The sequence below is a fragment of the Verrucomicrobiota bacterium genome (assembly GCA_038744685.1).
Classification (GTDB): domain Bacteria; phylum Verrucomicrobiota; class Verrucomicrobiia; order Opitutales; family Puniceicoccaceae; genus Puniceicoccus.
Window position 1 is genome coordinate 57,292 of the sequence record JBCDMB010000005.1, and the last position, 23,632, is coordinate 80,923.

The 23,632-nt window shown below is 52.3% G+C and carries 20 protein-coding genes; 9 read left to right on the forward strand and 11 right to left on the reverse strand.

Annotation, left to right across the window (positions count from 1 at the left end; all coding sequences use genetic code 11):
* Positions 1–104 precede the first annotated feature (104 nt).
* A complete protein-coding gene (locus AAGJ81_04840; GenBank protein ID MEM0965456.1) occupies positions 105–1,220 on the forward strand; it encodes a slipin family protein in 1,116 nt (371 codons plus the stop codon).
* Between the two features lie 79 nt (positions 1,221–1,299).
* Positions 1,300–2,304, forward strand: coding sequence for a hypothetical protein (locus tag AAGJ81_04845; GenBank protein MEM0965457.1), 1,005 nt, complete (start codon positions 1,300–1,302; stop codon positions 2,302–2,304).
* Between the two features lie 3 nt (positions 2,305–2,307).
* On the opposite strand, the gene AAGJ81_04850 is transcribed toward AAGJ81_04845, so the two are convergent.
* Positions 2,308–3,507 carry a DUF418 domain-containing protein gene (locus tag AAGJ81_04850; protein ID MEM0965458.1) on the reverse strand — a complete coding sequence of 400 codons (1,200 nt, stop codon included), beginning with the start codon at positions 3,505–3,507 and terminating at the stop codon, positions 2,308–2,310.
* Positions 3,508–3,600: 93 nt separating this feature from the next.
* Complete coding sequence (locus AAGJ81_04855) at positions 3,601–4,254, reverse strand: helix-turn-helix transcriptional regulator (GenBank protein ID MEM0965459.1); 654 nt, start codon at positions 4,252–4,254, stop codon at positions 3,601–3,603.
* Positions 4,255–4,354: 100 nt separating this feature from the next.
* Here AAGJ81_04855 and AAGJ81_04860 point away from each other — a divergent pair, with 100 nt between their 5' ends.
* Positions 4,355–6,265: a DUF4914 family protein gene (locus AAGJ81_04860; GenBank protein ID MEM0965460.1), complete on the forward strand. Its 1,911-nt coding sequence runs from the start codon at positions 4,355–4,357 to the stop codon at positions 6,263–6,265.
* A 235-nt stretch (positions 6,266–6,500) separates the two neighbouring features.
* Here AAGJ81_04860 and AAGJ81_04865 read toward each other — a convergent pair whose 3' ends face one another.
* The 6 genes from AAGJ81_04865 to AAGJ81_04890 all read right to left on the reverse strand — a co-directional run bounded on the left by AAGJ81_04865 (position 6,501) and on the right by AAGJ81_04890 (position 13,960).
* Positions 6,501–9,221: an alkaline phosphatase family protein gene (locus tag AAGJ81_04865; protein ID MEM0965461.1), complete on the reverse strand. Its 2,721-nt coding sequence runs from the start codon at positions 9,219–9,221 to the stop codon at positions 6,501–6,503.
* 88 nt (positions 9,222–9,309) lie between these two features.
* On the reverse strand, positions 9,310–9,966 hold the full coding sequence (locus AAGJ81_04870) for a hypothetical protein (GenBank protein MEM0965462.1): 657 nt from the start codon (positions 9,964–9,966) through the stop codon (positions 9,310–9,312).
* Between the two features lie 19 nt (positions 9,967–9,985).
* The gene (locus AAGJ81_04875; protein MEM0965463.1) at positions 9,986–10,816 is read right to left on the reverse strand and encodes a hypothetical protein; all 831 of its coding nucleotides are present in this window, start codon (positions 10,814–10,816) and stop codon (positions 9,986–9,988) included.
* A 636-nt stretch (positions 10,817–11,452) separates the two neighbouring features.
* Positions 11,453–12,280 (reverse strand): protein phosphatase 2C domain-containing protein, encoded by an 828-nt coding sequence (locus tag AAGJ81_04880; protein MEM0965464.1) that lies wholly within the window; start codon positions 12,278–12,280, stop codon positions 11,453–11,455.
* Positions 12,277–12,765: a serine/threonine protein phosphatase gene (locus AAGJ81_04885; GenBank protein MEM0965465.1), complete on the reverse strand. Its 489-nt coding sequence runs from the start codon at positions 12,763–12,765 to the stop codon at positions 12,277–12,279. The genes AAGJ81_04880 and AAGJ81_04885 overlap by 4 nt, the downstream gene beginning before the upstream one ends.
* Before the next feature lie 400 nt (positions 12,766–13,165).
* Complete coding sequence (locus AAGJ81_04890; protein ID MEM0965466.1) at positions 13,166–13,960, reverse strand: transporter substrate-binding domain-containing protein; 795 nt, start codon at positions 13,958–13,960, stop codon at positions 13,166–13,168.
* 350 nt (positions 13,961–14,310) lie between these two features.
* Between AAGJ81_04890 and AAGJ81_04895 the strand changes: the two genes are divergently transcribed.
* The 5 genes from AAGJ81_04895 (at position 14,311) to AAGJ81_04915 (ending at position 20,190) form a co-directional block, all read left to right on the forward strand.
* A complete protein-coding gene (locus AAGJ81_04895; GenBank protein MEM0965467.1) occupies positions 14,311–15,690 on the forward strand; it encodes a VWA domain-containing protein in 1,380 nt (459 codons plus the stop codon).
* A gap of 215 nt (positions 15,691–15,905) precedes the next feature.
* A complete protein-coding gene (locus tag AAGJ81_04900) occupies positions 15,906–17,888 on the forward strand; it encodes a HAMP domain-containing sensor histidine kinase (protein ID MEM0965468.1) in 1,983 nt (660 codons plus the stop codon).
* A complete protein-coding gene (locus tag AAGJ81_04905; GenBank protein ID MEM0965469.1) occupies positions 17,885–18,601 on the forward strand; it encodes a response regulator transcription factor in 717 nt (238 codons plus the stop codon). The genes AAGJ81_04900 and AAGJ81_04905 overlap by 4 nt, the downstream gene beginning before the upstream one ends.
* Positions 18,602–18,641: 40 nt before the next feature.
* Positions 18,642–19,082 (forward strand): YHS domain-containing (seleno)protein, encoded by a 441-nt coding sequence (locus tag AAGJ81_04910; GenBank protein MEM0965470.1) that lies wholly within the window; start codon positions 18,642–18,644, stop codon positions 19,080–19,082.
* A 94-nt stretch (positions 19,083–19,176) separates the two neighbouring features.
* Positions 19,177–20,190: a hypothetical protein gene (locus AAGJ81_04915; GenBank protein MEM0965471.1), complete on the forward strand. Its 1,014-nt coding sequence runs from the start codon at positions 19,177–19,179 to the stop codon at positions 20,188–20,190.
* Between the two features lie 314 nt (positions 20,191–20,504).
* Here AAGJ81_04915 and AAGJ81_04920 read toward each other — a convergent pair whose 3' ends face one another.
* From AAGJ81_04920 to AAGJ81_04930, 3 genes are all read right to left on the reverse strand, one after another.
* Entirely contained in the window at positions 20,505–21,233 is a 729-nt protein-coding gene (locus tag AAGJ81_04920) for a pirin family protein (GenBank protein ID MEM0965472.1), read from the reverse strand.
* A 57-nt stretch (positions 21,234–21,290) separates the two neighbouring features.
* Positions 21,291–21,737: a MarR family transcriptional regulator gene (locus tag AAGJ81_04925; protein ID MEM0965473.1), complete on the reverse strand. Its 447-nt coding sequence runs from the start codon at positions 21,735–21,737 to the stop codon at positions 21,291–21,293.
* 285 nt (positions 21,738–22,022) lie between these two features.
* The gene (locus tag AAGJ81_04930; GenBank protein MEM0965474.1) at positions 22,023–23,060 is read right to left on the reverse strand and encodes a 3-deoxy-D-arabino-heptulosonate 7-phosphate synthase; all 1,038 of its coding nucleotides are present in this window, start codon (positions 23,058–23,060) and stop codon (positions 22,023–22,025) included.
* A gap of 81 nt (positions 23,061–23,141) precedes the next feature.
* Here AAGJ81_04930 and AAGJ81_04935 point away from each other — a divergent pair, with 81 nt between their 5' ends.
* Complete coding sequence (locus tag AAGJ81_04935; GenBank protein ID MEM0965475.1) at positions 23,142–23,624, forward strand: cyclic nucleotide-binding domain-containing protein; 483 nt, start codon at positions 23,142–23,144, stop codon at positions 23,622–23,624.
* The last annotated feature ends 8 nt before the right edge of the window (positions 23,625–23,632 follow it).

A 23,632-nucleotide genomic window follows, 5' to 3' on the forward strand; every position in this document is an offset into this window, starting at 1 on the left:
CGGGCACCTCTTTTCAACACCTCGTGCAATGTCGAGGTAGTAACACTCTCACGCGCTGATGGACTCATCGGCGCATCAACCACAACCACAACGAAGGAAACATCATGCGCATCATCAAACGCATCTACATTCCGTATGAGCATGTAGGTTTGAAATTCCGTGATGGTCAATTCGTCGAACTGCTCGAGGCAGGGCGTCAATGGATCTTCGATCCGTTCGGCCGCATTGCTGTCAACATTGTTTGGCAGGGTGAGCCGTGGATCGAAGCTTCCAAGGCGCAGCTCCGGCAGCTTCGCGAAACCAGCGGGATCGACGATCACGCCAGTTTCATTGACCTGAACGACAACCAGCGGGCCATCGTATGGCTCGACGGTCGTTTCTACGGGATTCTCAAGCCGGGTCTCTACGGCTACTGGAACTCTCCGGTAAAGACCAAGGTCGAGATCGTGGACGTTGAAGACATTCGTTTTCAACACCCGCAGTTCGACATTATCACCAAGGACAAGGACGCCGCCGTTCACCTCAACATCCACGAGATCGAAGACGGTGGAGTGGGCGTGCTCTACGTCGATGGCGAGTTCTCGGAAATCCTCAAACCGGGACGTTACGCATTCTGGAAGAACGTCCGCAAGATTCGGATTTATTCTTACAGTCTGCGCGAGAAAGTTCTCGACGTAACCGGTCAGGAAATCATGACTGCCGACAAGGTAACTCTCCGGCTCAACGCTGTTCTCAGCTACCGTCTGGAGGACGTGCAGAAAGTGGCTGAATCCGCAGAAAACGTGGAGCAAGCGCTCTACCGTGAGATTCAGCTCATCATCCGTGCAGAAGTCGGTGGGCGGACTCTGGACCAGCTGCTGGCCGATAAGTCGGCCGTTGCCAATGAGGCCCTGAGTGCCATTCGCGCGAAAGCGTCGGAGTATGGCGTAGCGGTCCAAGGACTGGGTATCCGCGATGTCATTCTGCCGGGTGACATGAAGGAACTGCTCAACCAGGTGATCGAGGCCGAGAAAGCCGCACAGGCAAACAACATCAAGCGCCGGGAAGAAACCGCTGCCATGCGTAGCCAGCTCAACTCAGCAAAGCTGATTGAGCAGAACCCGACCCTGATGCGTCTGCGTGAACTCGAGTCTGTCGAGAAGATTACCGAGAAAGCCAACCTGCAAATCTTCGTAGGAGATGGGCAGGAGCTCAGTAAGCGGATCGTCAAACTCATCTAGACCAGCCCCGGAGCAAAGAAGCTCCGGGGCTTTTTCGTTTCTATTCACAACCCAATAAACGCCCTTCCGGGCATCCACTATGAACCAACAAGAAATTGATTTCATTCGCGGCTGCCTTCCGAGGGGTCGCACAAAATACTACACATTTCGGGACAAGTATGTGTTCCAGATCCTTTCGTGGATTTTGGGATCCGAAAGTATGCACGTCAGAGAACTGAAGGCCCATCCCTTGCTCTCCCGTTTTGTCGAACGGCCGTCCTTCGTTCTCTTTCTTCGCAAGATTCGTCAAGAGAGGATTGATGCGAGCAATCTGAATGCTTACTGGCCAAGACACCGGGATATCCAAGCGTTTCGATTGACCCTCGCGAAATGGGGAGATTTTGATCCGATCAATGATCATTGGAACCAAACGACTCGTCGTGGGTTTAACCTTGTTCTTCAGATCAATTACCCTGTCGAACATGGTCGAGCCTACCATGACTTAAATCAGGAAAAAGAGAATCCCTTGAGGCTGGGTTATTCCGGACATCCGGTGCGTTTTGGCCAAGTGACGACTATGTCATGGGCGCGGATCGATATCGATCTCGGCGAGGGCACTGCGCTGATCGAAGAAATCCAGACGGATTGGCTTCGAGATGCCCGGGAGAAAGGGCAGCGATTGCGATCAAAGTTACTGGCTGGAGAGATCTCCCGGTATGACGAATGGCGAGGGATCAAGATTCACAGGATTCTCCGATATCTGGATGCATACATTGAACCACTGGTGAAGTTCTGGGATGAAGTAACCCTCGAAACCACGCTCTGGTTTCTAAAGGAAGAGCTAGGCGTGAACCAGATTTACTACCATACTTGGGAGACTGGTCTGTGGTGTAAACGTCTCACGCGACAAAGCGGTCCTCCCCGTTCTCTTTATGAAAGACTCCCTAAGCGATTTGGATTTGTGAAGGTGAACCATGGACCTGGTTTCATCGATCGAAGCCATGACGTTTTTAGAAGGATTAAGAAAGATCGTTTGAAGACTCATGAAAATCGTTGGTGGCACTTGAACCTGAATCGTCACGAGAGCCATGACCGCCGAGATTGATTCTTATCGCAAGTAAGTGAATTTCCGCAGCACCCATTCCAGGGGTCCCATGGGAAAGTGGCGGAGCCAGACAAGACTGATGAGACACTGAAGGGAAAAGAACCCACATACGATTAGGATTTGCGAAAGAGGTGGGACTTTCCCGTAAAGGCCGAGCCCGTATCCGTAGAAAAGGAGACTGATAAAAGTGGATTGAAGAAGATACTGGGTGAGGGCCATTCGGCCAACGGCTGCGAGAGACTTTTGCAACCATCTAAATCTCTCCTTACGAAGCAGCCTTCGAAGGCCGAGAAAGTGGAGAATTCCGAGAGCTGGCCCTCCGAAAGTCGATAGCACGAAGCAGATAATGGAAAGGCCGTAGGATGATTCATCGTAGATCAAATAGACGTAGGCGAGTTTCCCGATGATTGCGGTGGGTATGATCCAGAGAAGTGCTTTGCGAAATATTGAGCGCTCGCCCGGCTTTTGCCGGAATCCGCCGACACGGATCATCCACAGTCCCAAGAGCATCATCCCGAGGCATTGGAAGAAAGTGAAGAAGATCACTACCGGCTCGTAAAAGTACTCGGTCCAGCGGGTTCTTGCGACCTGCCCGAAGTCTTCGAGCAGGTATCCGTCATTTAGATACGCTATCCAAGACCGAATGGCAGTTTCATAGTCGAGGTCCAACTGCTCGTATAAAGCGGAGTCAGCCAGGGGGATGAGAAGTAATCCTGCGAAGAAGAGGGTGGGTAAAATGAAAAGGAGAACCGCCCAAATGAGCAGAGTGCGACTTTTCCTTCTTCGAAAAAAGGGCAGAAAAAGGCCGGACATCGCGTAGATCATCAGAATATCCCCAAACCAAAGAACGGTAACGTGGAAAAAACCCAGAACTCCGATCAGAAACAAACGACGGTAGTAGGCGGGAAGCCCGATTCCACTTTGGCGGCTCCCGAACGGGTCCATCATGAGGCCAAAACTGGCGCCAAAAAGGAGTGAAAAGAGAAAGATAAAGGCACCGTCAGCGAGAAGGTGCCGGGCCAGCGATACGGCAAAAGAAACCGGATCGGTGAAAACTGCGAACGATCCGTAGGCCATACTCGGTGCAGCCATCATGCTCATGTTGACGAGAAAAATGCCGAAGACAGCGAAGCCCCGAAGACTGTCCATGAAGGCAATCCGCTCGGTGGAATTGATAGGTCCGAAAGACTGGGATTTAGTCACGGTTTGAGCCACTACTCCCTAGGATACTGACGGAAAGTTACCAAATTTCAGCGACAAATGCCTAAGGTCTTTAGGGGTTCTGCTCTTCTCGGTCTAATCAAAATGCGCCTTTTCGAAACTGCGTCTTCGGTATTCGCCGGGAGTAATCCCTTCTGCAGCTTTAAAGCGACGATTGAATTGGGAGAGAGATTGGAAGCCGCTTTCAAAAGCGCAGTCCGTAATAGGTTTGCGGGAATTGCGGAGTAGCTCTCGGCAATGGTCGAGACGCACTTGGTTCAAGTATTCCGAGAAGGTGATACCCAGACTCGCATGAAAGAGGCGGGACAGCCTTTCGCGTCCTAGGCCGACCTGATCTGCAATCATGCCCAAGGTGATGTGTCCTTGAGTGCCCTTCTCGCGGAGCAAGCGCGCTGCGAGCATCACTTGTCCGGGAAGAGCGCCTCCGAGAACACCCTCGCTTTGGTAGAGGATCCGGTTGCCGAGTGCTTCCGCGACCATTGCAAGCAGCCTCTTGAGAGAATTTCTTTGGTCGGCAGGGAGGTCAGCCGGACAAAGAAAAGCAGCCACCTGAACCTTTCCGACAAAAAAGGGAACTGAGAAACGACTACGGTTCTTCTTGGGCAATTCTTTGGAAGTAGCGATTTCGATTTCAATTCCCGTGAGCTGAAAGAAGTCGTTTACGGTTTGTTCGGCCAACCCGGATCTCATCAGACGAGCAAAAAGGACCTCCTTTGCAATATTAGTCATTTTTATCTGAAAAATGCACGCATTGAGGTCAACTAATGCACAGTTTGGCACCAGATGCCGAGCGGAAAATCAAAAATCTCTCTAGGGTCGCTCGTTCACCATGACCACAGCCACTGAATACAAACATCCTCTCCTTCCGTTCGAATTGCCGGAATCCGTCGCTGCTTTGCTGGCTAGAGCACCGCAGGTATCGGTTCCGAAAAGCGTTGCAGATCTCCACGCCCTGGCGATTCGGGATCGCGATGAGCGGGGGTATCACAAGGTATCTTACGAAGTGGAAGGGAGGGGCGAAGTTGTCGAGGCGGAAGTGTGCCGGGTGAAGAATGGCATCGCGGCGAATTACCTTGAGCCCTACATGCGGAGGCGGGATCCGGATTGTATGGTCATCGGTGACGACCGCGCGACCGACAAGCCGACGTTCCGGGAGCGTTTCGGTTCAGACTTCAACGAGCTGCGGGAAGACACCTTCGATTGGCTGGCTGGTCAGCCATTGGCGGTTTTCCCGTTTTCGGCCGGGATCGAGGGAAAAGGAACGGATGCGATCGTGATCGCTCCGGATAACGCAGGGTTCTTTGCAATGGGGCTAGCACTGCTTCAGGGAATGCTGACGCCAGACGAGATCCCCGAAGGATTTTCGCCCAAAGCGGTCATTTATGTAGCTCCTCCATTCCGGCACACTCACTTCGATGGCAGGCAGGTGGTCGTCCACAATCGGCTCAACGGCATGCATGAGCTTTACAGCTACAACCTCTATCCCGGACCCAGTGCCAAGAAGGGAATCTACGGCGTGCTCCTCAATCTTGGTGAATCTGAGCATTGGCTGACCATGCATTGCTCAACGGTAAAGGTGGTAACTCCCTACGAAACGAGCATTGTGATTTCCCATGAGGGCGCCAGTGGTGGCGGAAAAAGTGAGTTGCTGGAGCAAGCGCATCGCGAAGCGGATGGATCTCTCCTCATGGGAAAGAATACCGAGACCGGCGAATCCCGTTTTCTCAGCCTACCGCAAAACTGCGAACTGGGCGCGGTTACGGATGACATGGCTCTTTGCCATCCATCGCTGTCGAAGGGCAAAGGCAAACTGACCCTGATGGACGCCGAAGACGCGTGGTTTCTGCGGGTGAATCACATCGAGAAATATGGTGTCGATCCCCACCTTGAGCGGATGACGATCAACCCGTCGGAAGGACTTCTCTTTCTCAACATTGATGCGAAACCGGATAGCACCGCGCTCATCTGGGAGCATATTGAGGACGAGCCCGGTTCTCCTTGTCCGAATCCGCGAGTCGTCGTGCCTCGCCGGGTCATTCCCGGAGTGGTTGATGGTGCGGTCGATGTTGACGTGAGGAGCTTCGGGGTGCGCTGCCCACCCTGCACGAAGAAGAAACCCACCTATGGTATTATCGGTATGTTCCACGTCCTGCCTCCGGCTCTTGCATGGCTCTGGCGGCTGGTCGCACCTCGAGGGCATGCCAACCCGAGCATTGTCGATACGGAGGGTATGTCCTCCGAGGGAGTGGGTTCCTATTGGCCCTTTGCCACGGGGCGTCGGGTGGATCAGGCCAACCTATTGCTTGAGCAAATCGTCGATACTCCCTTGGTGCGTTATGTGCTAATTCCCAATCAACACGTCGGCTGCTGGAAAGTCAGCTTTATGCCGCAGTGGATTACCCGAGAGTATCTGGCTCGCCGGGGTGGGGCAGCCTTCAACGATGAACAGGTGAAACCGTCGCGTTGCCCCCTTCTCGGGTGGAATCCCGGATCGATCCTCGTCGAAGGACGGACGATTGGCTCCTGGTTCTTCAATGTCGATAAGCAGCCTGAAGTCGGGGAAGAAGCCTACGACGTGGGCGCGGGTATCCTGCGCGACTTCTTCCTGAGCGAGTTGAAGAACTTCGACTCCCCAGATCTCCACCCATTAGGGAAGAAGATCATCGAGTGCTGTCGCGAAGGTGGCTCGGTGACCGATTACCAGGACCTACTCGGGGAGCCTGTCCTTTCGAAAGCTTGAGTAGCCGCACCCATCGATCCCCGGCCGCCAATGGGTGGACGGGGAAGCGGTGGATGAAAAGGGTTTTCTAAGGAACTTTCCCCGGTTCGTGGAACCGAGGCCATGAACTTTGGAAGCCCAGGAGCTCAGTTCCAGGGTGGTGAGCGTGGATCGAACTTTGGCGCTATTCGAAGGGAACTTCGGCCGCCCGGGGATGACACCAACTTTTCTGGGCCATGATGTCAAAAGACTTTAGCTACTCTCTATTTCTCCAGAGGGCAGGGTCGATTGCCTTTTGCATCGAGGCAGCGTCGATGATTTTGCTTCCGAGGAATGTTTGCACCCGAGTACAGGCTTCCATCGGATTCTCGATGAAGGAGTGATAGTTGATTTCCAATAACTCCGTGCGAGTGTCTTTTTGGAGAGTGAGTTTGCGGATCGTTTCAAGACATCGGTCTCTATGCTCTCCCAGTTCCGAAGCACTGATCTCCTTTGTTGGGGTATCAGGATCCGGGCTCTGGGACGCCAACATCTTGTTTTGAGAGACCAGCACCTCATTGAGCGGCCGATCCATCCAAATGATTCTGTAGTTCAGGTTAAGTGGAAGATGAGTGATCTCTGTAGACACTACTTTCACCGCCGCTCCAGCTGCTCCTCGAATAACGTCAGGTTCTTGATGGAGTCTTCTCACTTCCGACCATTCATAGTAGCCCTTAGGATTGTGTTCGTCTGCCGGTCGAAGGGGGTCGGTCTTTAAAGGTATGCCTCCGGCTCCCAAAATTTGCATGAGCATGGAGGTTCCAGACCTGGGGAGGCCGGAGACAATGATAATGGGATCGGCCCCGCTCAGGCGAAAATCCTTATCAAACTTCTCGATCATTTTGGAGGATGCGCGACTCTCGTCTCGATCTGTAATCCATTTTTGACGGCGCATTTTCGATTCCTCGCGTATACGGTTGATTTTTTCCGACCGATCTTTGCGAAGGCGATCCTGGGGGGATTCGGGATTGGAAAAATCGAGGTTGGGTTCGGTGAAGGGAATAAAATGGCCCTCCGAGGCGAGTCGCTCTCGTTCTACACTACTCCAGTTGATCTTGGCGTTGAGGAAATGAGGATTAATCTCGAGGGCCGTCTTGAATGCTTTGCTGGCTTCCTCGGAATTCTCGGTCTCGTTCAATACTTGTCCGAAAGTAAACCATCCATTCGCATCTCCTGGATGCTGTTCTACGAAGTCACGAATTAGGGGTGTGGCTTCCTCGAACTTCCCTTGGCGCAGAAGACTCCGGCAGAGGCCGAGCCTGAAACTTGCGTCAACATTCCCTTCAACGAGTTGGCGAAAGAGTTTCTCTGCCTCTTCGAACCGTTTCGCTTTCAGTAAAGTCAGCCCCTCAAGAGCTCGGACCCTCTTTGGGTCTCCTCCAAGTCTTTCTGCATTTCGAAGGTGTGAAAAAGCGCTCCTGTAGTCGCCGAGATTACCGTAAATTTCGCCGAGGAGTAGGCTTATGCCGGGGTCGTCGCAATCAGAGTCCTCGATGCACTCAATGGATTGCCGAGCTTCCTCTTTTAATCCGAGGGCGATTTGGCACTGGGCTAAGGGCGACGCGATGTGAATCTCCTCTGGACTGAGAAAAAACGCTTCTTCAAGAGTAGGGAGTGCTTCTTCGTATCGATGATCGTCAAGGAGGGCTAACCCGAGACTCCACGCGTTCTCGCGGCGAGTAAGTTCCGTAGGCGAAGCAAATGGATTGTCGCGAAGCTCAAGGTAACCGAGAGCCGCAAATTGATCCAGAAGTGCTGAAGAATCCTCAGCTTGGGGATGGTGCGTTTGGAATGACTCGAGGGTTGGACCACGGTTTTCCCAGCTTTCGACAGTGGTAGGTTCGATTGATGTTACTTGGAAGGCGTCCAGTAAAACTCGACCCTCCATGTCGCTGCCTACGGGTAGGTCAAACAAGTGGAGAATCGTAGGGGTTATATCATACAGCCGAGCACCGTGCACTCTTGCCCCAGCTCGAAAGCCCGGACCTGCCATGGCAACCAGGCCTTCCGGGCGGTGCCATGCGGCTAATCCCGCGGTGATCTTTGGCGTGTGTGTCGGCCGCTCTGAACCAGAGAGGAAACCATGGTCGCTCAGCACCAAACAGTTCACGTCTGGCGTGGCATAACTTATCAAATCCGCTAGGAGGAGATCCTGCAAACGGTAAGCCTGTTCGACGACTTTGGAATATAGGTTGAAGTCACGAGCTGAAACATCTGGACGTCGCGGTCCTCCATAAATCATGAACTCGTGAGAGACTAGATCGAGGAAATGGTAATATACGGCAAGAAAGTCCGTATCGGGATCATCCTGTAGAGTCGCAACCGCCGCGTTGTGGATGGAGTATAATTCGCTGAGAAGCTCGAGTAGTTTGTCGGGGCGTTTATCTCTTCTAAGGTCGATCTCTTTGATCCGAGGGATGAAAAATCCCAGAAGCTGAAGATCGACCTTTTCAGGAGTCACCCTAAGTTTGGCAAGGCGAGGGATTGCGTCGGCCGGAGCAACGCTTCCCGTAGGCACCTGCTGCGGATCATCGCCTACCCTGAGTTTTGCGAAAGTTTCTGCAACGCAGGTTCCGCTGATCGCTTCTGCCGGGTGACTCGCAAACCACCCAAGAATGCTGGTTTTGAATCCGCTTTGGGACAGGATGTTCCACAGTGCTTTGACTTTGCGACTGTGGCTTCCGGTTGCCTGAACCTTGCGGGTTTTCGGGTTGTATTCGGTAAAGCCTGCGATTCCGTGTTCTGCTGGACTTTTCCCAGTGGCGATAGATGTCCAGAGCACGGGAGAAATGAAAGGAGGAATGCTTCGAATGGCGCCGCTCGTTCCGTTTTTTACGATCTGAGCAAGCTGAGGAAGCTTTCCCTCATCAATCAGTGGATCTGCTATTGACCAGTCAGCAGCATCCCATCCGACCATGAGAAGCTTGGGGTTTGGCATAGGCTTACGGAAACTAGTCTATACGAAAAGACCGCTCGATTTAGAGCGGTCTTTTCGTTTGATAAAAGCTTTTTACTGAACGCCTCATTCAGTTCCTTCGGCGTCGGCTGAAGAAAGCGGCCCCTCCCGCGAGAAGTGCGGCTACTGACCCAGCGCGTGCCGGCTCGGGAATCAGCCCAGCTCGAGCGGTTTCTCCCTCATCTCCGTAAGCAAAAGATCGCACCGTGATGCTGCCTCCTGGGTTGCCTGCTTGATAATCCAGCTCAAGCCAACCGAATTCTTGTTGAGAGGTTGTAGGAGATCTGTGTGTGAACCCAACGTAAGCGATTCCCGTAAAACCACCCCAGTTCCCAACACCTGATGGATTTTCGGTTTCACTGCCTGCCGATTCCTCTCCAGAGATCACTTCTCCGTGTCCGAACCGTTTGACCGAGGTTCCCGCTGCATCGGGTCCTACAATGATTTGGGTATCGTTAGTTGCGACTCCGAGGTCAGCTTTTGCATGGAAGTCGGAAATAACAGCATTTCCATCCCTGAAAAGGATATCTAAATCAAACTGGGTGTTATCGTTTGGATCTGACGTGAAAAAGGCTCCAGTGAGAACGTCGAGCCAGACGCCATCATCCGTCGTATCCAGAACTACATTGATATCACCCATACTTACGACCGCTTGGGAGCTAGCGGCTCCAAGCATGGTCGCACCGACGGTGGATACGATTTGTTTTGGTTTTGATGATCTGGCCATTGCTTTTTGGTTTCTAGATCTAAAGTGTCGCATGAAACAGGTTTCTTGCCGAAAGACAACGCCCTTTGCAGCGAATCGCAAGATTCCTGGTTTCAGTATCCCTAGCACGATTAACTGTTAAAGTTGTGGTTTGATAGCCTTCCGCAAGAGTTCGCGACATGGAGTCATAGAGCGTTGCGAAGTTGAAGACACCGGAGAATCGCTTTTCTGCAGGATCGGTCGCGCGGATCTTTACGTGGCAATTGGTGCCTGTGCTCGCCTGAACGAGAAGCGCACTGAGAATTCTTTCGTTTTCAACGACCACCGAGGATAGCTGAGAGTTAAAGTAGGTGCCCGGTTTGTCAGTGGCTTTGTCGAACCTGACACCATCCTCCGTGAGGAATTCATACGCGCCGCAGAGCTGGCTCAGCTGAGGTAGTTCAGCTTCTGTGGGAGCTCTTACCGACCACCGTTCCTGCAGTTTGATTCTCGGTGCAAGACGATCCAATCGGGATTTGACGTTTTCGAGTGTCAGGACCCACAGCTCCTCGGTCTTCACATGCTGAAAGCCCGCTCGCTGGAAAACGGAAAGGTTAGAATCTCTTTCAAGTGGTGATGAGGAAACAGACTTGCATCCGATAGAACGCGCCTTGGCGAGGACCGCGTCGATGAGATTGTTCTTTTCCGGAAATTTTAAAATCCGCGGACTCATCTTTATGGTCACTTCGGCCGTTTTCTTCTGAGATATTCTGGTTCCGGAGATGATTGCAGCGCCCAGAATTCTCTTCTCGTCATTGGTGAGTTGAAGGATCGGGTATGATTCCAAGTGCTGTGGAATGGGTGAACCCAAAAAGCGTTGAAAGCGTGGCACCTCATCTGGCCACGGCGATCGGATAACTGTTTTATTTTCAATCTCTTTCAAGGTAATGTACTAGGTGATCGAAAGTTGAGGCATAGTGGGCGTAACAGACATTACCCTGAGAAAAACTCTTTTTGGAGAACTGGGAAAGCGTACTTAGATCTTTGAGACGGGTTTTACGTATTGTTCACTCTTGAATGTGTTTTAGAAATGTTTCCGAGTCTGGAAGACCTATCAAGATCGCTGATATAGATCATCGGAGGTCTCATTGACAGAAATGGCCGTTGCTCGGGTCCAAACTCTCGCATTACTTGGTTGGATTGTACGGCCTGCTCCAGCAGAGGTCACGGTTCCCTGAAATAAAGCCGAATCTTCTCGAGAAGTTGTTGTGCTTCCTTGATCGAAAGAGACCCGATGCGCATAGCGTTTCGAATGAGACCAAGTTCAACGATAGGGTTGACAAAAAGAGTAACTCCTGCGGCAGATGCTCTCTTCACTCATTGAGAGACTGGCTGGTGATGAACGTGCTCAAGGATGGGGTTTGAGACGAGAACGGTTACGTCCACCAAGTAGTTAGACATCCTCTTCGAGGGCATCGATTACTTACTCGTCTCTCCGTCGGTCAACGATATCCAAGTGGTTATCGGGTTAAGCTCCAGGCTCGAAGAGAACCGCAGTCGTATTGTCTCGCCCGCTGATTCTTACCGCTTGTTTCACTAGGTCCTCTGCAACCCTCGTATTGCCGAAGTCAGTGTTTCGCAAGTAGTTGGCCAAAGCGCTGTCCCAGTGGCCGGCGGTGAGTCCGTCTGTGCAGAGGAGGAAACGGTCGCCGGGTTCGTAATTGATGGCTCCGATCTGAGGTTCGATGGTTTGGAGTCCACCTCCCAATACCTGATGCAATTGGTGTCCGTTGGGATGGCTGCGCTCCTCCCGCTCATTGATCTTCCCCTTCCGCCGTAGCCATCCGGCGTGGGTGTGGTCGTGCGTGATCTGCTGAAAGGACCCCGACTGAGGAAGATAATAGATTCGGGAATCACCAACGTGGCCAAAGTAGACCCATTCAGGAGTCACCCAGCATAGGCTTAGAGTGGCTCCCATACCACGGCAGTCTTCGTAAAGGACACCGAGCCAGGTGATTTCTTCGTGGATCTGGATCAACAGTTCCGGAAGAATGTCTTCGTAGTTCCGTTTGAATCCTTGCGCAGAACCGAGGAACGAGCGGGGAAGGAGTTTGGTGATCCGATCAACCGCGATTCGGCTGGCAAACTCACCAGCCTTTGCACCACCCATGCCGTCGCTTACTGCGAAGATAAAATCGTTCTTGTCCAGCGATGCGGAGCCGGTTTTCCCAAGGTAGCGGACTTCCTGCGCCGAGACTCTGAGCGCGAGGAATGTGTCTTCATTGTTTTTCCGAGAACGTCCGATATCGGTACAGCCACCCCAGCGAATCCGAGTGGCAGGACCATGGTGACTCATGGATTTTGTCCCGGTGGGATTGAGTCTTCGTGTTCCAAATGGATTCTTCGCTCGGTTTTTGCAGCGCCTCGGAGGGCGTTGAGGTCAACCGGAGGGGGATGATTGCCATCCGGATCCAAAATAGTGGCAAACTCGAAGTCGATTACGCAAAAGCGGCCGTCGGTCCGCCGGTAGGTGAGATTGCGGGCAGCGACGTCATCATGACGAACTCCATAACTTTCCAGCTCGGCAAAAGTCTGTTTCTTCTTCTCAGGGCTGATACGGTCTACAATAGTTCCGCAGTTGGTGGTTACGAGAAGGAGTTTTGTTTCGTCGGCCTCGAGAACGCGAGGCACGAAGTCACACCCTTGCTCTTCGAGAAATTGCAAAACGCGGGTCTCGTTTTGAAACCGCTCTTCTTTGTCGTCTCCAAGAAAGGTCTTATACACCTTGCCGTCGTAGGCGAGGTGGACAATGGAGCGCTGGGTATTTTTGGCCTCTTCCATGGATCAAGCTGTTGTTGGACCGAACTCATCCATTGAATTCGGTAACCGATCCTGATCGTTTGGTAGGGCGCAGGCTCCGGCAAGCCACGTCCTCGTTGAGTAAGACGGGGTTCTATTTTTAACCAGCCCGGCTTGGCGGAGCCTGCGCCCTACCGTGAGTTTCCTGAACGATCTTTTTCCGGGAGTCGAAATTCTGGTGTCAAAGGCGTTCATGAGGGTGTAATTGAATCCACGGGGTAAGTTCATCGACTCTCCGGGAGGGACCACCTCCGTGTGGTCCGTGCATGAGAGTGGTCGTGCGGCCAAAACAATCGGACGGGACAGAGCCCGTCCCTCCCGCCACAAAGGTTTTTCAACCCCGCGTTCAAAACTGCACCCGTTCACGACTCGAAGCTTGATGTCAATTGACCCAGCGATTCAGGATCGCATTGGTAGTGCCATCCTGTGCCCATTTTCGGAGGGCGGTGTTCACTGCGCTGAGGAGAGCGGGCGATTGGCGGGAGACTCCCCAGACCATGAGGTCTTCGGTCAGGACCGGAAGAGCAACGGTCAGACCCTCATTCTGGTAGGTGCCGGCCATCCAGAGAACGGTTGGAGCGTCGTGGATGAATAGCTCAATCCGCTCGTTGATTACGGCCTTTGCACCCTCCTCAGCGGACGAATAGGTGCGCAGAGTTGCGTTAGGGAAGCGAGACTCGACGAGAAATTCACCAGTGGTCCCACGTTCGGCACCCATGCGGACGTTAGCATTGGCGATCTGCCCCGGAAAGGTATACTTCGACGCGTTTTTTCGAAGGACCATCGCCCTTTGGCCACTTCGCACATAAGGATTGGAAAGAAATATGACGGCAGCTCGTTCTGGGGTGTAATTCATCCCCGCCATAATGATGTCGATCTCTCCACGTTGGAGGGCGGGAATCAATCTTTCCCAATTCATGCGTACGAAACGAGGCTCGAGCGCAAGCTCCTGACCAAGAGCCCTGGCAAAGTCGATCTCCATCCCTAGGAGCTCTCCGTTTTGCTCGAAGACGAAGGGCGGCATGTTGGCGGTAATGCCGATGCGGAGGGTGTTCTCGTCTTTGGGAATGGATTCGGATTTGCCTGCATTGGAAGCACTCTGGCACCCAACCACTAGCGACAGAACGACGGTAGCCAAAGACAGTGCGAGAGTGCGAATTTTGAAATACGCGGGCATGATAGCAGTCCATTTCCTGACTGGCTTTGTGACAAGACAATACGGCTACGCGCCAAACTGTGCGTGTTGCGGGGTGCGCGGTTGATCAAGTTGAAGTTCTTCTCTTTCGAGACGGAATGAGACCTCATTTCCTCTTTCCCATGGGTGTGTCGCTCAAAAGACAATGTCCGCAATGGACCACCTTTTTCGTGGCATTCGTCGGCAGCTAAAGCAGCCGCTCCACGACTATGAATATGGAAGGCTTCTGACAATTTCCTGACAAAAGTCTGACCTCTCCCTGACGACTTGCAAAGCCCACGGTGGCAAGATGGTGACGCGAATGATCGCGAAACCATAAACCAAGGAATTCAATGAAAAGTGTAACTAGAGGAACTCTGTTTAAAAGTGTGTTAGCGGGTCTACTGATCGGTGGGACCGTTCTCGGTTCAGCATCCGGAAATGTCGCCAAGGATCCGGTTCGGATTGATGTAAGGTTGGACCGGCCTGTTCTTCACGCGAATCAAGCCGGAAGAGTCGTTGTTCAAATCGAGGTCAAGCCTGATGAGATTGACTCAGAAGGTCAGAGGACGCCGGTAAACCTGGGTCTTGTTCTGGATCGCTCGAGTTCAATGAGCGGGGAGAAGATTGTGCAGGCGATAGAAGCGGCCAGTTTGGCTGTCGGACAACTCGGTCCCAATGACATTGTGTCTGTCATTGTTTACGATGATACGGTCGACACGATAGCGCCGGCCACGAAGGCCACCCGCGAACAGCGTCTTTCCATACAACGAATGCTTGAGAGGATTCGCGCGAAGGGAAGCACGGCTTTGTATTATGGTCTCACCCAGGCTGCCGGTGAGTTGAGAAAGTTCTCCAAAGACGGATACGTCAATCGACTGGTTCTTCTCTCAGACGGGTTGGCCAACGTAGGACCGAGCGCGCCTTCGGATTTCCAAAGGCTGGCAACTTCGCTCGCTGCCGAGGATTTGATCGTGAGCACGGTTGGGCTCGGTAAGAATTTCAACGAGGACGTGATGACGACTCTTGCAGCAGCTGGTCAGGGGAACACCTATTTCGTTGAATCAGCGAGGGATCTTCCACGCATTTTTGAGCAGGAGTTGGGAGATGTTCTCAGCGTCGCGGCGACAGATGTTGAAATTACGATTCGATCAAGGGACGGAGTTCGCGTTTTGAGGGGAATCGGGCGTGAGGCTTCGATTGAGGACAGTCGTGTAGCCACGGTGAAAATGCCGCAGGTCTACGGGGGACTGAACAAGCTGGCATTGATCGAAGTTGAAGTTCCGGCAGGGGAGGAAGGAAAACGCCTCGAGCTGGTCGATGTAGAGGTCGCTTACCGGCTGGCCGGGAATGAAAATGTGATTCGGCAGGAGGTCGTTGTTCCGGTATCTTTCTCAGCCGAAGAGGAAAGAGTCACGAGTGCAGTCCAAACTCAGGTAGTGACAAATGTCGTCGAAAACCGATTGGCCGAATCCAAGATGGAGGCTATTAAATTGGCGGATAAAGGAGAGCTTGGATTGGCCGCATCTTCTCTCCGGGTTGCGGTGGATGAACTCACCATTGAGTACGAACCGTATGCTGCCGAGGACCCCGTTTTTGAAGTAGGGGAGAGCGTCGCTTTGGAAGCGGACAGGATCGAGGAGGACGGATTCTCCAATAAAATGCGGAAGCAGTATCGATCCGAGAGTTTCCAGAAGGTGAATCAGCAGTCGGTTCAACAGGCGGAAAAGTAATCGGATTGGTCATTTGGCAGGGCGTGGGTTCACTTGGTGAACCTGCGCTCTGCCCTCGCCTTCTGTGAATATTGAAGATCGGAAACAGTCTTAGGGAGGGACGGGCTCCGACCCGTCCGGATCTGTCTTTGACGACGAAAGATCTGATCGGAGTTAAGCGATGGATAACGGCTCGTCTGCGTAGGCTTGATCGGTAATACTCGGCCTTTAATCGAATGAAGATTCGGCCCATCCATCTCGCTTGGCTCCTATTGTTCTGTTCAACGATAGCAATTGGCGTAGTGGCTTTTTGGTTGTTGAACCGCGAGGCCGAACGAATCGAGGATCTGGCTCGGGATACCCTGGTGAGCCGTGCTGCGGCGGCCTCGGATAACCTCGCGGTGCTGGTCAGTGAGATTCAAAACGGGGTTACAGAATCATTGATTGCTCTTGAGAATGCAGGGGATCAGCAAGCTGCTTTGGCCAGACTAGTTGCCTCCAATCCATTTGCGGTGGCTGGTTTTGCCCAACGGGAAAGCGATGGGGTTACGTTCTGGTATGGGGATCGGGGGGATTTACCGGATCCGTCGCAGGTGCTGGATTTGGCATTGTTGTCTGAGGAAGAGAAGCAGGTTCTTGCGGCGATTTCTCCGCGAAACCGGGATTCTCCATCGTCCGACCTTGAGAGATCGGGGGCGGCGAGGGAGGAGTTGGCTCCGACCGACGGTTTCGTTTCGTCCTTTTCCCCACAGTTGAAGAGCAGGGTAAAGGTCGGCTCGAGTGTTGCCGAAGAGGTTGAGACCGAAGATGAAGGCTTTTCCGGGGACGGAACATCCGAGACTAATCGTATAGCCCTTCAGGAGCAGTTGGCTGTCGTCCGTGGACTCAATATGGCCAACCGCAAGCAGATTCTGGAGCCTGAAGCAGACGCCCTGATTCCGATTGAGGAGGAACCGTCGGTATCCTTAGCGTCACAAAGCCAACTCGAAGAGTCGAAACTCTCGAGTGATGAGGCCGCTCTCAACGAGGTGGAACTATCCTTGCAAATTGATTCTTTTACCTACGGAGACTACTCCGTTCCGGAGCCACCGTTGGCTGGCTGGATCGTGATTCCAGAGAACAATCCGCTCGAACAATTAGGGTGGGTTCGTTTTGCTACCAATGATTTCTTGTTAGGGGTCTGGTTGGATCCCGTGGCGTTGGAGTCTGAGCTAAAGAAGACTCTTTTTCTTAATGAGACGGACGGATTGCGACTTCGTTTACAAAGCCCGTCCGGCGGCGAGATTGTGGGTTCGGTCGAGAAAACCGTCTCGTCTCTGGGCGAGCGTAATTACGAGGAGGTCACTCTTAGTGTTGGGAGTTCTCTTGCAGGCTGGTCTTTGGAAGCACTCCAAGTGGGGACGAATCCTTTCGGTTCGGGGTTTAGGGTGCTGGGTGCGGTCATCGTTGTCGGCTTGGGGCTCGCGATTTTGCTCTCCGGAAGTCTTCTTCTTCGGCAATCGAGAATAGATGCTTTGGAGGCACAGCGGAAGACGACCTTTGTGGCGAATGTTTCTCATGAGCTCAAAACACCGCTTACGGGAATCCGGATGTTTGCCGAAATGCTTTCCGAAGAGAAGGTTGAGGATCCGGCAAAAAAGGCTCGCTACCTCGAAAGAATATCTTCGGAAACTCAGCGATTGAGCCGACTGGTGAACAACGTGCTCGATTTTAGCCGATTGGATCGAAACGACCGCAAGTTTCGTGTTGAGCCAACGAATCTAGAAACAGCGATTACTGAAATCGTAGAGTCGCATCGCTCGAGGTTGCTGCAAGAAGGATTAAAGGTAGAGCTCTCTTTCGAAGATCGAATTCCGAAGGTGAATGCGGATGGAGATGCGCTCGAACAGGTTCTTGTCAACCTCTTGGATAACGCGGCAAAGTACGCGGCTTCCGGGGAAAAGGTGCGAATTGAGGTTCGGCAGGTTCGGGATCGGGTTCAGCTCGAGGTAGTTGATTTTGGACCGGGAATTCCGTCCAAGGAAAAGGCGAGGGTATTCAATGCCTTTCACCGAGTGGATGACCGTTTGACGGCGGAGCAGTCGGGGTGTGGTCTGGGGTTAAGCATCGCAGCGAGGCTCGCAAGGGGGATGAGCGCTCAACTTGAGCTTATGGAGAATCAGCCGAGCGGCTGTCGCTTTCGCTTAAGCTTCCCAACAATGGCAGAGGAGAAACGATGAGTAGCGAAAGATACCGCATCCTAGTCGCGGAAGATGATCAGAGTATCCGAATGGGTTTGATCGACGCGCTTGAGGCAGAGGGCTACGGTGTGGTTGCAGTGTCTAATGGAGACGATGCACTTCGCCAATTTCGTCAGGAAGAACCGGATCTCCTCCTTTTGGATGTCATGATGCCTCGGAAGAGTGGTTACGATGTATGTCGCGAAGTGCGTTCCTCCAACGAAGCGGTTCCCATTCTGATGCTGACCGCGAAAGGGGAAGAAATCGATAAGGTGCTCGGTTTGGAATTGGGTGCCGATGATTACATTACGAAACCATTTGGGGTTCGGGAGCTTCTCGCGCGAGTCGCAGCGGCCCTTAGACGTGTTCGGATCAATAGTGCGAGTATGGAATCAAGTGCACCTGAAGAGGCTTTCCGCTTTGGAGGGGTTGAGGTGGAGCCTTCGCTCCGAGAGATAAGGAATGGGAATAAGACCATCCCACTAACGGAGATGGAGTATCGTCTACTACTGGTTTTTCACCGGTGTCCGAATCGGGCTCTTACTCGTGACCAGTTGCTCAATGAGGCCTGGGGAATCGATTATTTGGGGACTACCCGCACCCTCGACCAGCACGTGTCGCAGCTGAGGAAGAAAATCGAGCCGACCCCCGGAAAACCGGTGTTTCTGATCACGGTTCATGGAAGAGGCTATCGGTATAGGACCTCTGACTGAGGGCTTTTCAACCAGATGATTCCTCGATACGTTTCTGGGAATGAAAAAACTCCTTTTTCCTCTCTTCTTGATTCTCGCCCAAGCAGCCTCAGCCATCGAACCGATCAATGAGACTTTTTTCGGCGGAGTAGCGATCAAAGGATACGATCCGGTCGCTTACTTCGTGGACGACAAACCACTCAAGGGTAGCAAAGAGTTTCAAACCGAGTGGAACGGTGCGAAGTGGCGGTTTGCGAATGAGGAGAATTTGAAGGCTTTTGAAGAAGATCCTGAGAAGTACGCGCCTCAGTTCGGTGGCTATTGTGCCTGGGCGGTTTCGCAGGGGTATACGGCTGATATTGATCCGGAGGCATGGACCATTGTGGATGGGAAGCTTTACTTGAACTACAACAAGGAGATCCAGGAAAGATGGGAAGCGGACAAAGAGAATTTCATCAAAAAGGGCGCCGAAGAGTGGGAGAAACTGAAACCCAAAGATTGAATTGATGCTAGCCGGATGGACACCGTATCGGTGTCCGCGTTCAATCTAGCCAGTTCAGAGAATTAAAATACGAAAGGCCGAATACTCGAGGATTATGAAGCAAGGAATTTTCGCGAAAAGCCTTACTTTTTTCCTTCTAGTGTTTCTGCTCTCGAGAGGAGCACTATTCTCCGATGAAGCGAAACAGAGAGCCTTGATTGAATTCATATCCGAGAACTGCAGCTACATTCGAGTGTTCGACCTTTTCCCTTCGGATGAAGCGTGGAATTACGGCCCTTCGCCGCAGGAAATCGAACTCCGGATTTTTGAAATTCCAGATTCTCAAGAGAAAAGAGAAAAGATCATTGAATCATTTCACGAGAAAACCCGCCGACAGAGTAACACCGAGACCAAAGCATCCATTGGCGACCCTTTCTCTGCAGATTTTCGTTCGATTTCCCAACTTGAATATCAAGAAGAACGCGTAGTGCGCGCATACCAGATGATGCTTGACTCACTTACATCTTCGGAGCTCGGCTATTACGATACATTCATTCTTGATCTCTTGCCACTAGGGAATCAGAGGTTTCCCCTAGAGTTTCTAAATGATGAAATGAAACCGATTGCGAGGGCCTACATAATATCCTCCACTGGGCTAGTTCTTTTCTCGAAAGCGGGTGCAACCAAAAAGAATCGAGATTTCGAGAACTTTGTAGTTTTTCGAAAGACCCTGACGGATTCGTTTTTGGACATTACCGCAGTCGCGAATCAGCTTCTATTACCTTTGTGGGATGTTGATGGCGTTGTGGGGAAGAATTCGATTATCTTGGAAAACAATCTTATACAGGTCTACGGTTTCGTTGAGGTTTTGGGAAACGGGCGAAAAGCTCTTTTCGGTAGAAATTCGTTTTTGCCGCTCTTGGATTCTTCCGTAGATATCCCGCTTGGAGGGGTTCACCTCGTAGGGAGACTTAGATTTGCCTTCCAGCCGAAAATAACTGACGAAGACAACGAACACATCTTAGAGCGATTCCTCTGGTTTCAGCCGTTGCGGATTATTCGCAGTGGGAGGACCCTACCTTCAAAACCTCATAAGTCCGGGACTAAAACAGAAATCAACGATACCTGAACCAAACGACGCAAACAATCCGGTCAACGCGCCCGAAAATCCTAAACATCAACTGGATGGCTGGTTGTCTGGTCTACACGTTCGCAGACCGCTAGGATGTCACTAGTCCTAGATTCTTTCTTGGCAAAATCATGTAGCGTCGGTCGCGGAGACCGACGACCCGTGATGGCTGCAGGTCATTCATCGCAGCAAACCATCCTCCATGGCGGCGGATGCTACGTGATTGTCTTACAAGTCGCTTATCATGATGTCATTCCCGGACACCGAGGCCGCTGTCCCTCCAGGAGATTTTTTCCTGTTCTACGTTATTAAGATCAGGCCTTCTCCATCGGGAGACTGAACAGGAGAATTTCAGCCTTCTCGGAGCCTCTGTGGGTTACTTCGACGGATGATTCCCCGCTGATTGCGAGACTGTCGCCGCTATCCAAGTTGGTAGAGCTGACGGAGACGCTTCCACGAATGACAAATAGCCACTGTTTTTGATAGGATTGCGATCCCTCGTGCGTAAGGGTGGCAGCGTCTTCGAGGACAGCGGAGCGGAGCTCGATATCGTTGCGGATTGCGATCGAATCTGCCCTGCCATCTTTGGAGAGGACGAGACTCCATTGGTTTGGCGCCGATGGGAGGAGTTTGCGGTCTTCATAGTGAGGCGGCAGTCCCTTCTCCTCTGGTTCGATCCAGATCTGGAGGAAGTGGACCGGCTTCGTCTGAGAAGGATTGAACTCGCCGTGGACCAAACCACTTCCAGCCGACATATACTGGATGTCGCCCGTCTCAATGACCCGTCCGTTTCCAAGGCTGTCCTTGTGCTCGAGTTGACCGTCGAGCACAATGCTGACGATTTCCATATCCCGGTGTGGATGTGGAGAGAATCCACCCCCGGGGGCTACCCTATCTTCGTTGAGAACCCGGAGAGGACCGAAACTACTTCTCTGAGGATCATAGAAGCCGCCAAAGGAGAAGCTATGTTTGCTGTCCAGCCAGTCGATTTGGGTCTTCCCGCGCTCTTCGCTACGGGTAACAAGGGTGTTTTTCGTGATCATAGAAAGGACCAAAACCAATTTTATCTTGATGTCAAGATAAAAATCAAAAAGGGTATCCTATCGTCGTTTTTCAGCTTCAATGCCTACTTTCCGCACTAAGGAGGCGAAAACTTCCTTTTCTTCTCCAGTAAGCACGGAAAATAGCTCGTCCAGGTGGGAGGAATGCTTTTCGAAGCTCTCTTCGATGAGCTCCCGCCCGTTCGCAGTCAAATCGACTTTAACGACTCGTTTGTCGAAATCTGCCCGGATTCGTGTGACAAGCCCCTTTTTTTCAAGCCTTTGCACTGCAGTGGTGATCGATCCACTGGTGAGGAGGACTTTCTCCCCGATTTCATTGACCGGCAGGGAGCCCTTGTGAAGGAGGACCTCAAGCACCGCAAAGTCTGTAAGCGAGTCACATCCCGCGCGCTGGATACTTCTGCGATCAAATTCCAGGATTGAGTGAGATGCCTTCCAAAAGAGCAGAAACAAGTGAGGGCCAGAGTTGCGATAAATTTTAGCCATGCATGAGACGTTGCCCTTATTTATCTTGAAATCAAGATAAAACTACCACGGTTGGAGCCTTTTAGAGGGTCCGGCTCCCGACCTACGCCAAGGCTACAGTGGACAAGCGAACCGGACCGATAGGAGTTGTGCTCATGCCGCCGTTTTGATCTACAAGGGGTGGACGTGTGCCGAAAGCCGCTGACTGGACAGAGCCCGTCACTCCCCGGTTTCGGCTGTGGAACAACCGGAGTGGCTATCTCCGCATGGCCGTTGAGATCGATAATACCCTTTTTGGGCGCGACTCTACTTCTTTTCGTGTCGAAGGGCCCAAAAATCTCTCACTAGTCGAAGAATGCTCTCGAGCTCTCGTTGATCGAGGGCCTGCTTCGGATCGTCACCGATACCTTTTTTCGGATTGATGTGGGCCTCGAGGGCCAGACCGTCGGCACCATAGGCAATTGCGGCGAGGGCGGCAGAGGGAACATAGGACGCGCGACCTGTGGAGTGGGAGGGATCGCAGACGACTGGTGCCCACGTCTTTTCCTTTAAAAGGGGAGTGATGGATTCATCCGGGTGATTTCGGTAGCCCGTAAGCTCTGGCGTGGTGCCCCTCGGACAGAGGAGTATGCGGGGGTTGCCCTCGGCAGCGAGGTATTCCGCTGCGGCAAGAAATTCATCGGGTCCACTCATGTGGCGACCCCTTTTGAGAAGTATCCAGGAATCGGTGTTTGCCGAGAAATGTCCAATTGCTTTCAAGAGGGAGTAGTTCAGTGCGTTGCGGGTCCCAATTTGAAGAACCTCTACTTTTGCTTCAAGGGCTAGTTGGAGTTGTTTTTCGTCCATAACCTCAACCACCAGGGGCAATCCGGTCTGGGCTCTTGCCTCGATGAGAACCGACAGGGCTTTGTCATCTCCTTGGTAGGCGTAAGGCATGGTTCTCGGTTTCCAGACACCGCCGCGGAGAAGATGTGCTCCAGCCTCTTTGACCATATTGGCCGTTTCGAGAGTGAAGGATGGTTCTTTCGGGTCCACGGTGCAGGGTCCTGCAATAAGAAGAGGCTCCTCCCCGAGGGAGATTCCTGCCAAGCTAAGATCTTGGCGCGCCAGTTCGGAGTCGCGATCGAGAAGACGGTAGGCGGACTCGATATGATCGACCCGGTCGACATAATCCAAGCCAATGAGGCGATTGAACATCAGCTCGTGGCTTTCATCGCCAAGGATCGCGTAAATGTTGCGGTGCGCTCCGACAATTTCCTGAATGTGACAGCCGAAGTCGCTTACGATAGCGGTAACCTCTTCAATTTGTTCCGGGGTGAGGCGGTTTTCCCTGGGTATGATCATGAAAGGTATTTAGGGGTTAAAACTGTCGTAGTCACGCCTTCACTTGACCTGCGATTCGGTTTCGGTGTTCGATCTGTAGAGATGGCAACTTTCCGGCCTTTCGAAGATCATAGAACGGTGAATGCGCTGCTTCCGCGGATTTCACTTTTCGGCGGAATGACAGAGGAGCAACGAGAACGGTTTCTCCATAAGTTCCAGGTCGCAGATTTCTCAACAGGGGAGGTCATTATTGATCAGGGTAAGCAATCCAGCCATGTCTTTGTGATTCTATCCGGAAGAGTGGATCTGATGCTCTCCAACGAAAAGGCCTCGATGAAAAAGCGTGAGTTCGGTCCGGGTGATTGTTTCGGCGAAGCAGCACTTCTCTCGTTGACCAATCAAGAGGCTTCTTTTGTAGCCAGTGAACCCTGCGAGATTTTGGGCCTACCCCGAACATGGCTCCTCACTCTCCACAGGGATGAACCGGATGTCTTTTTGCACCTTGTGCTCAATCTAGCCCGGGAATTGGCTCGGAAACTTCAATTTACAGACCGACTTCTCCTCTCCGAATATCCCGCCGAATAGAGGCGGGT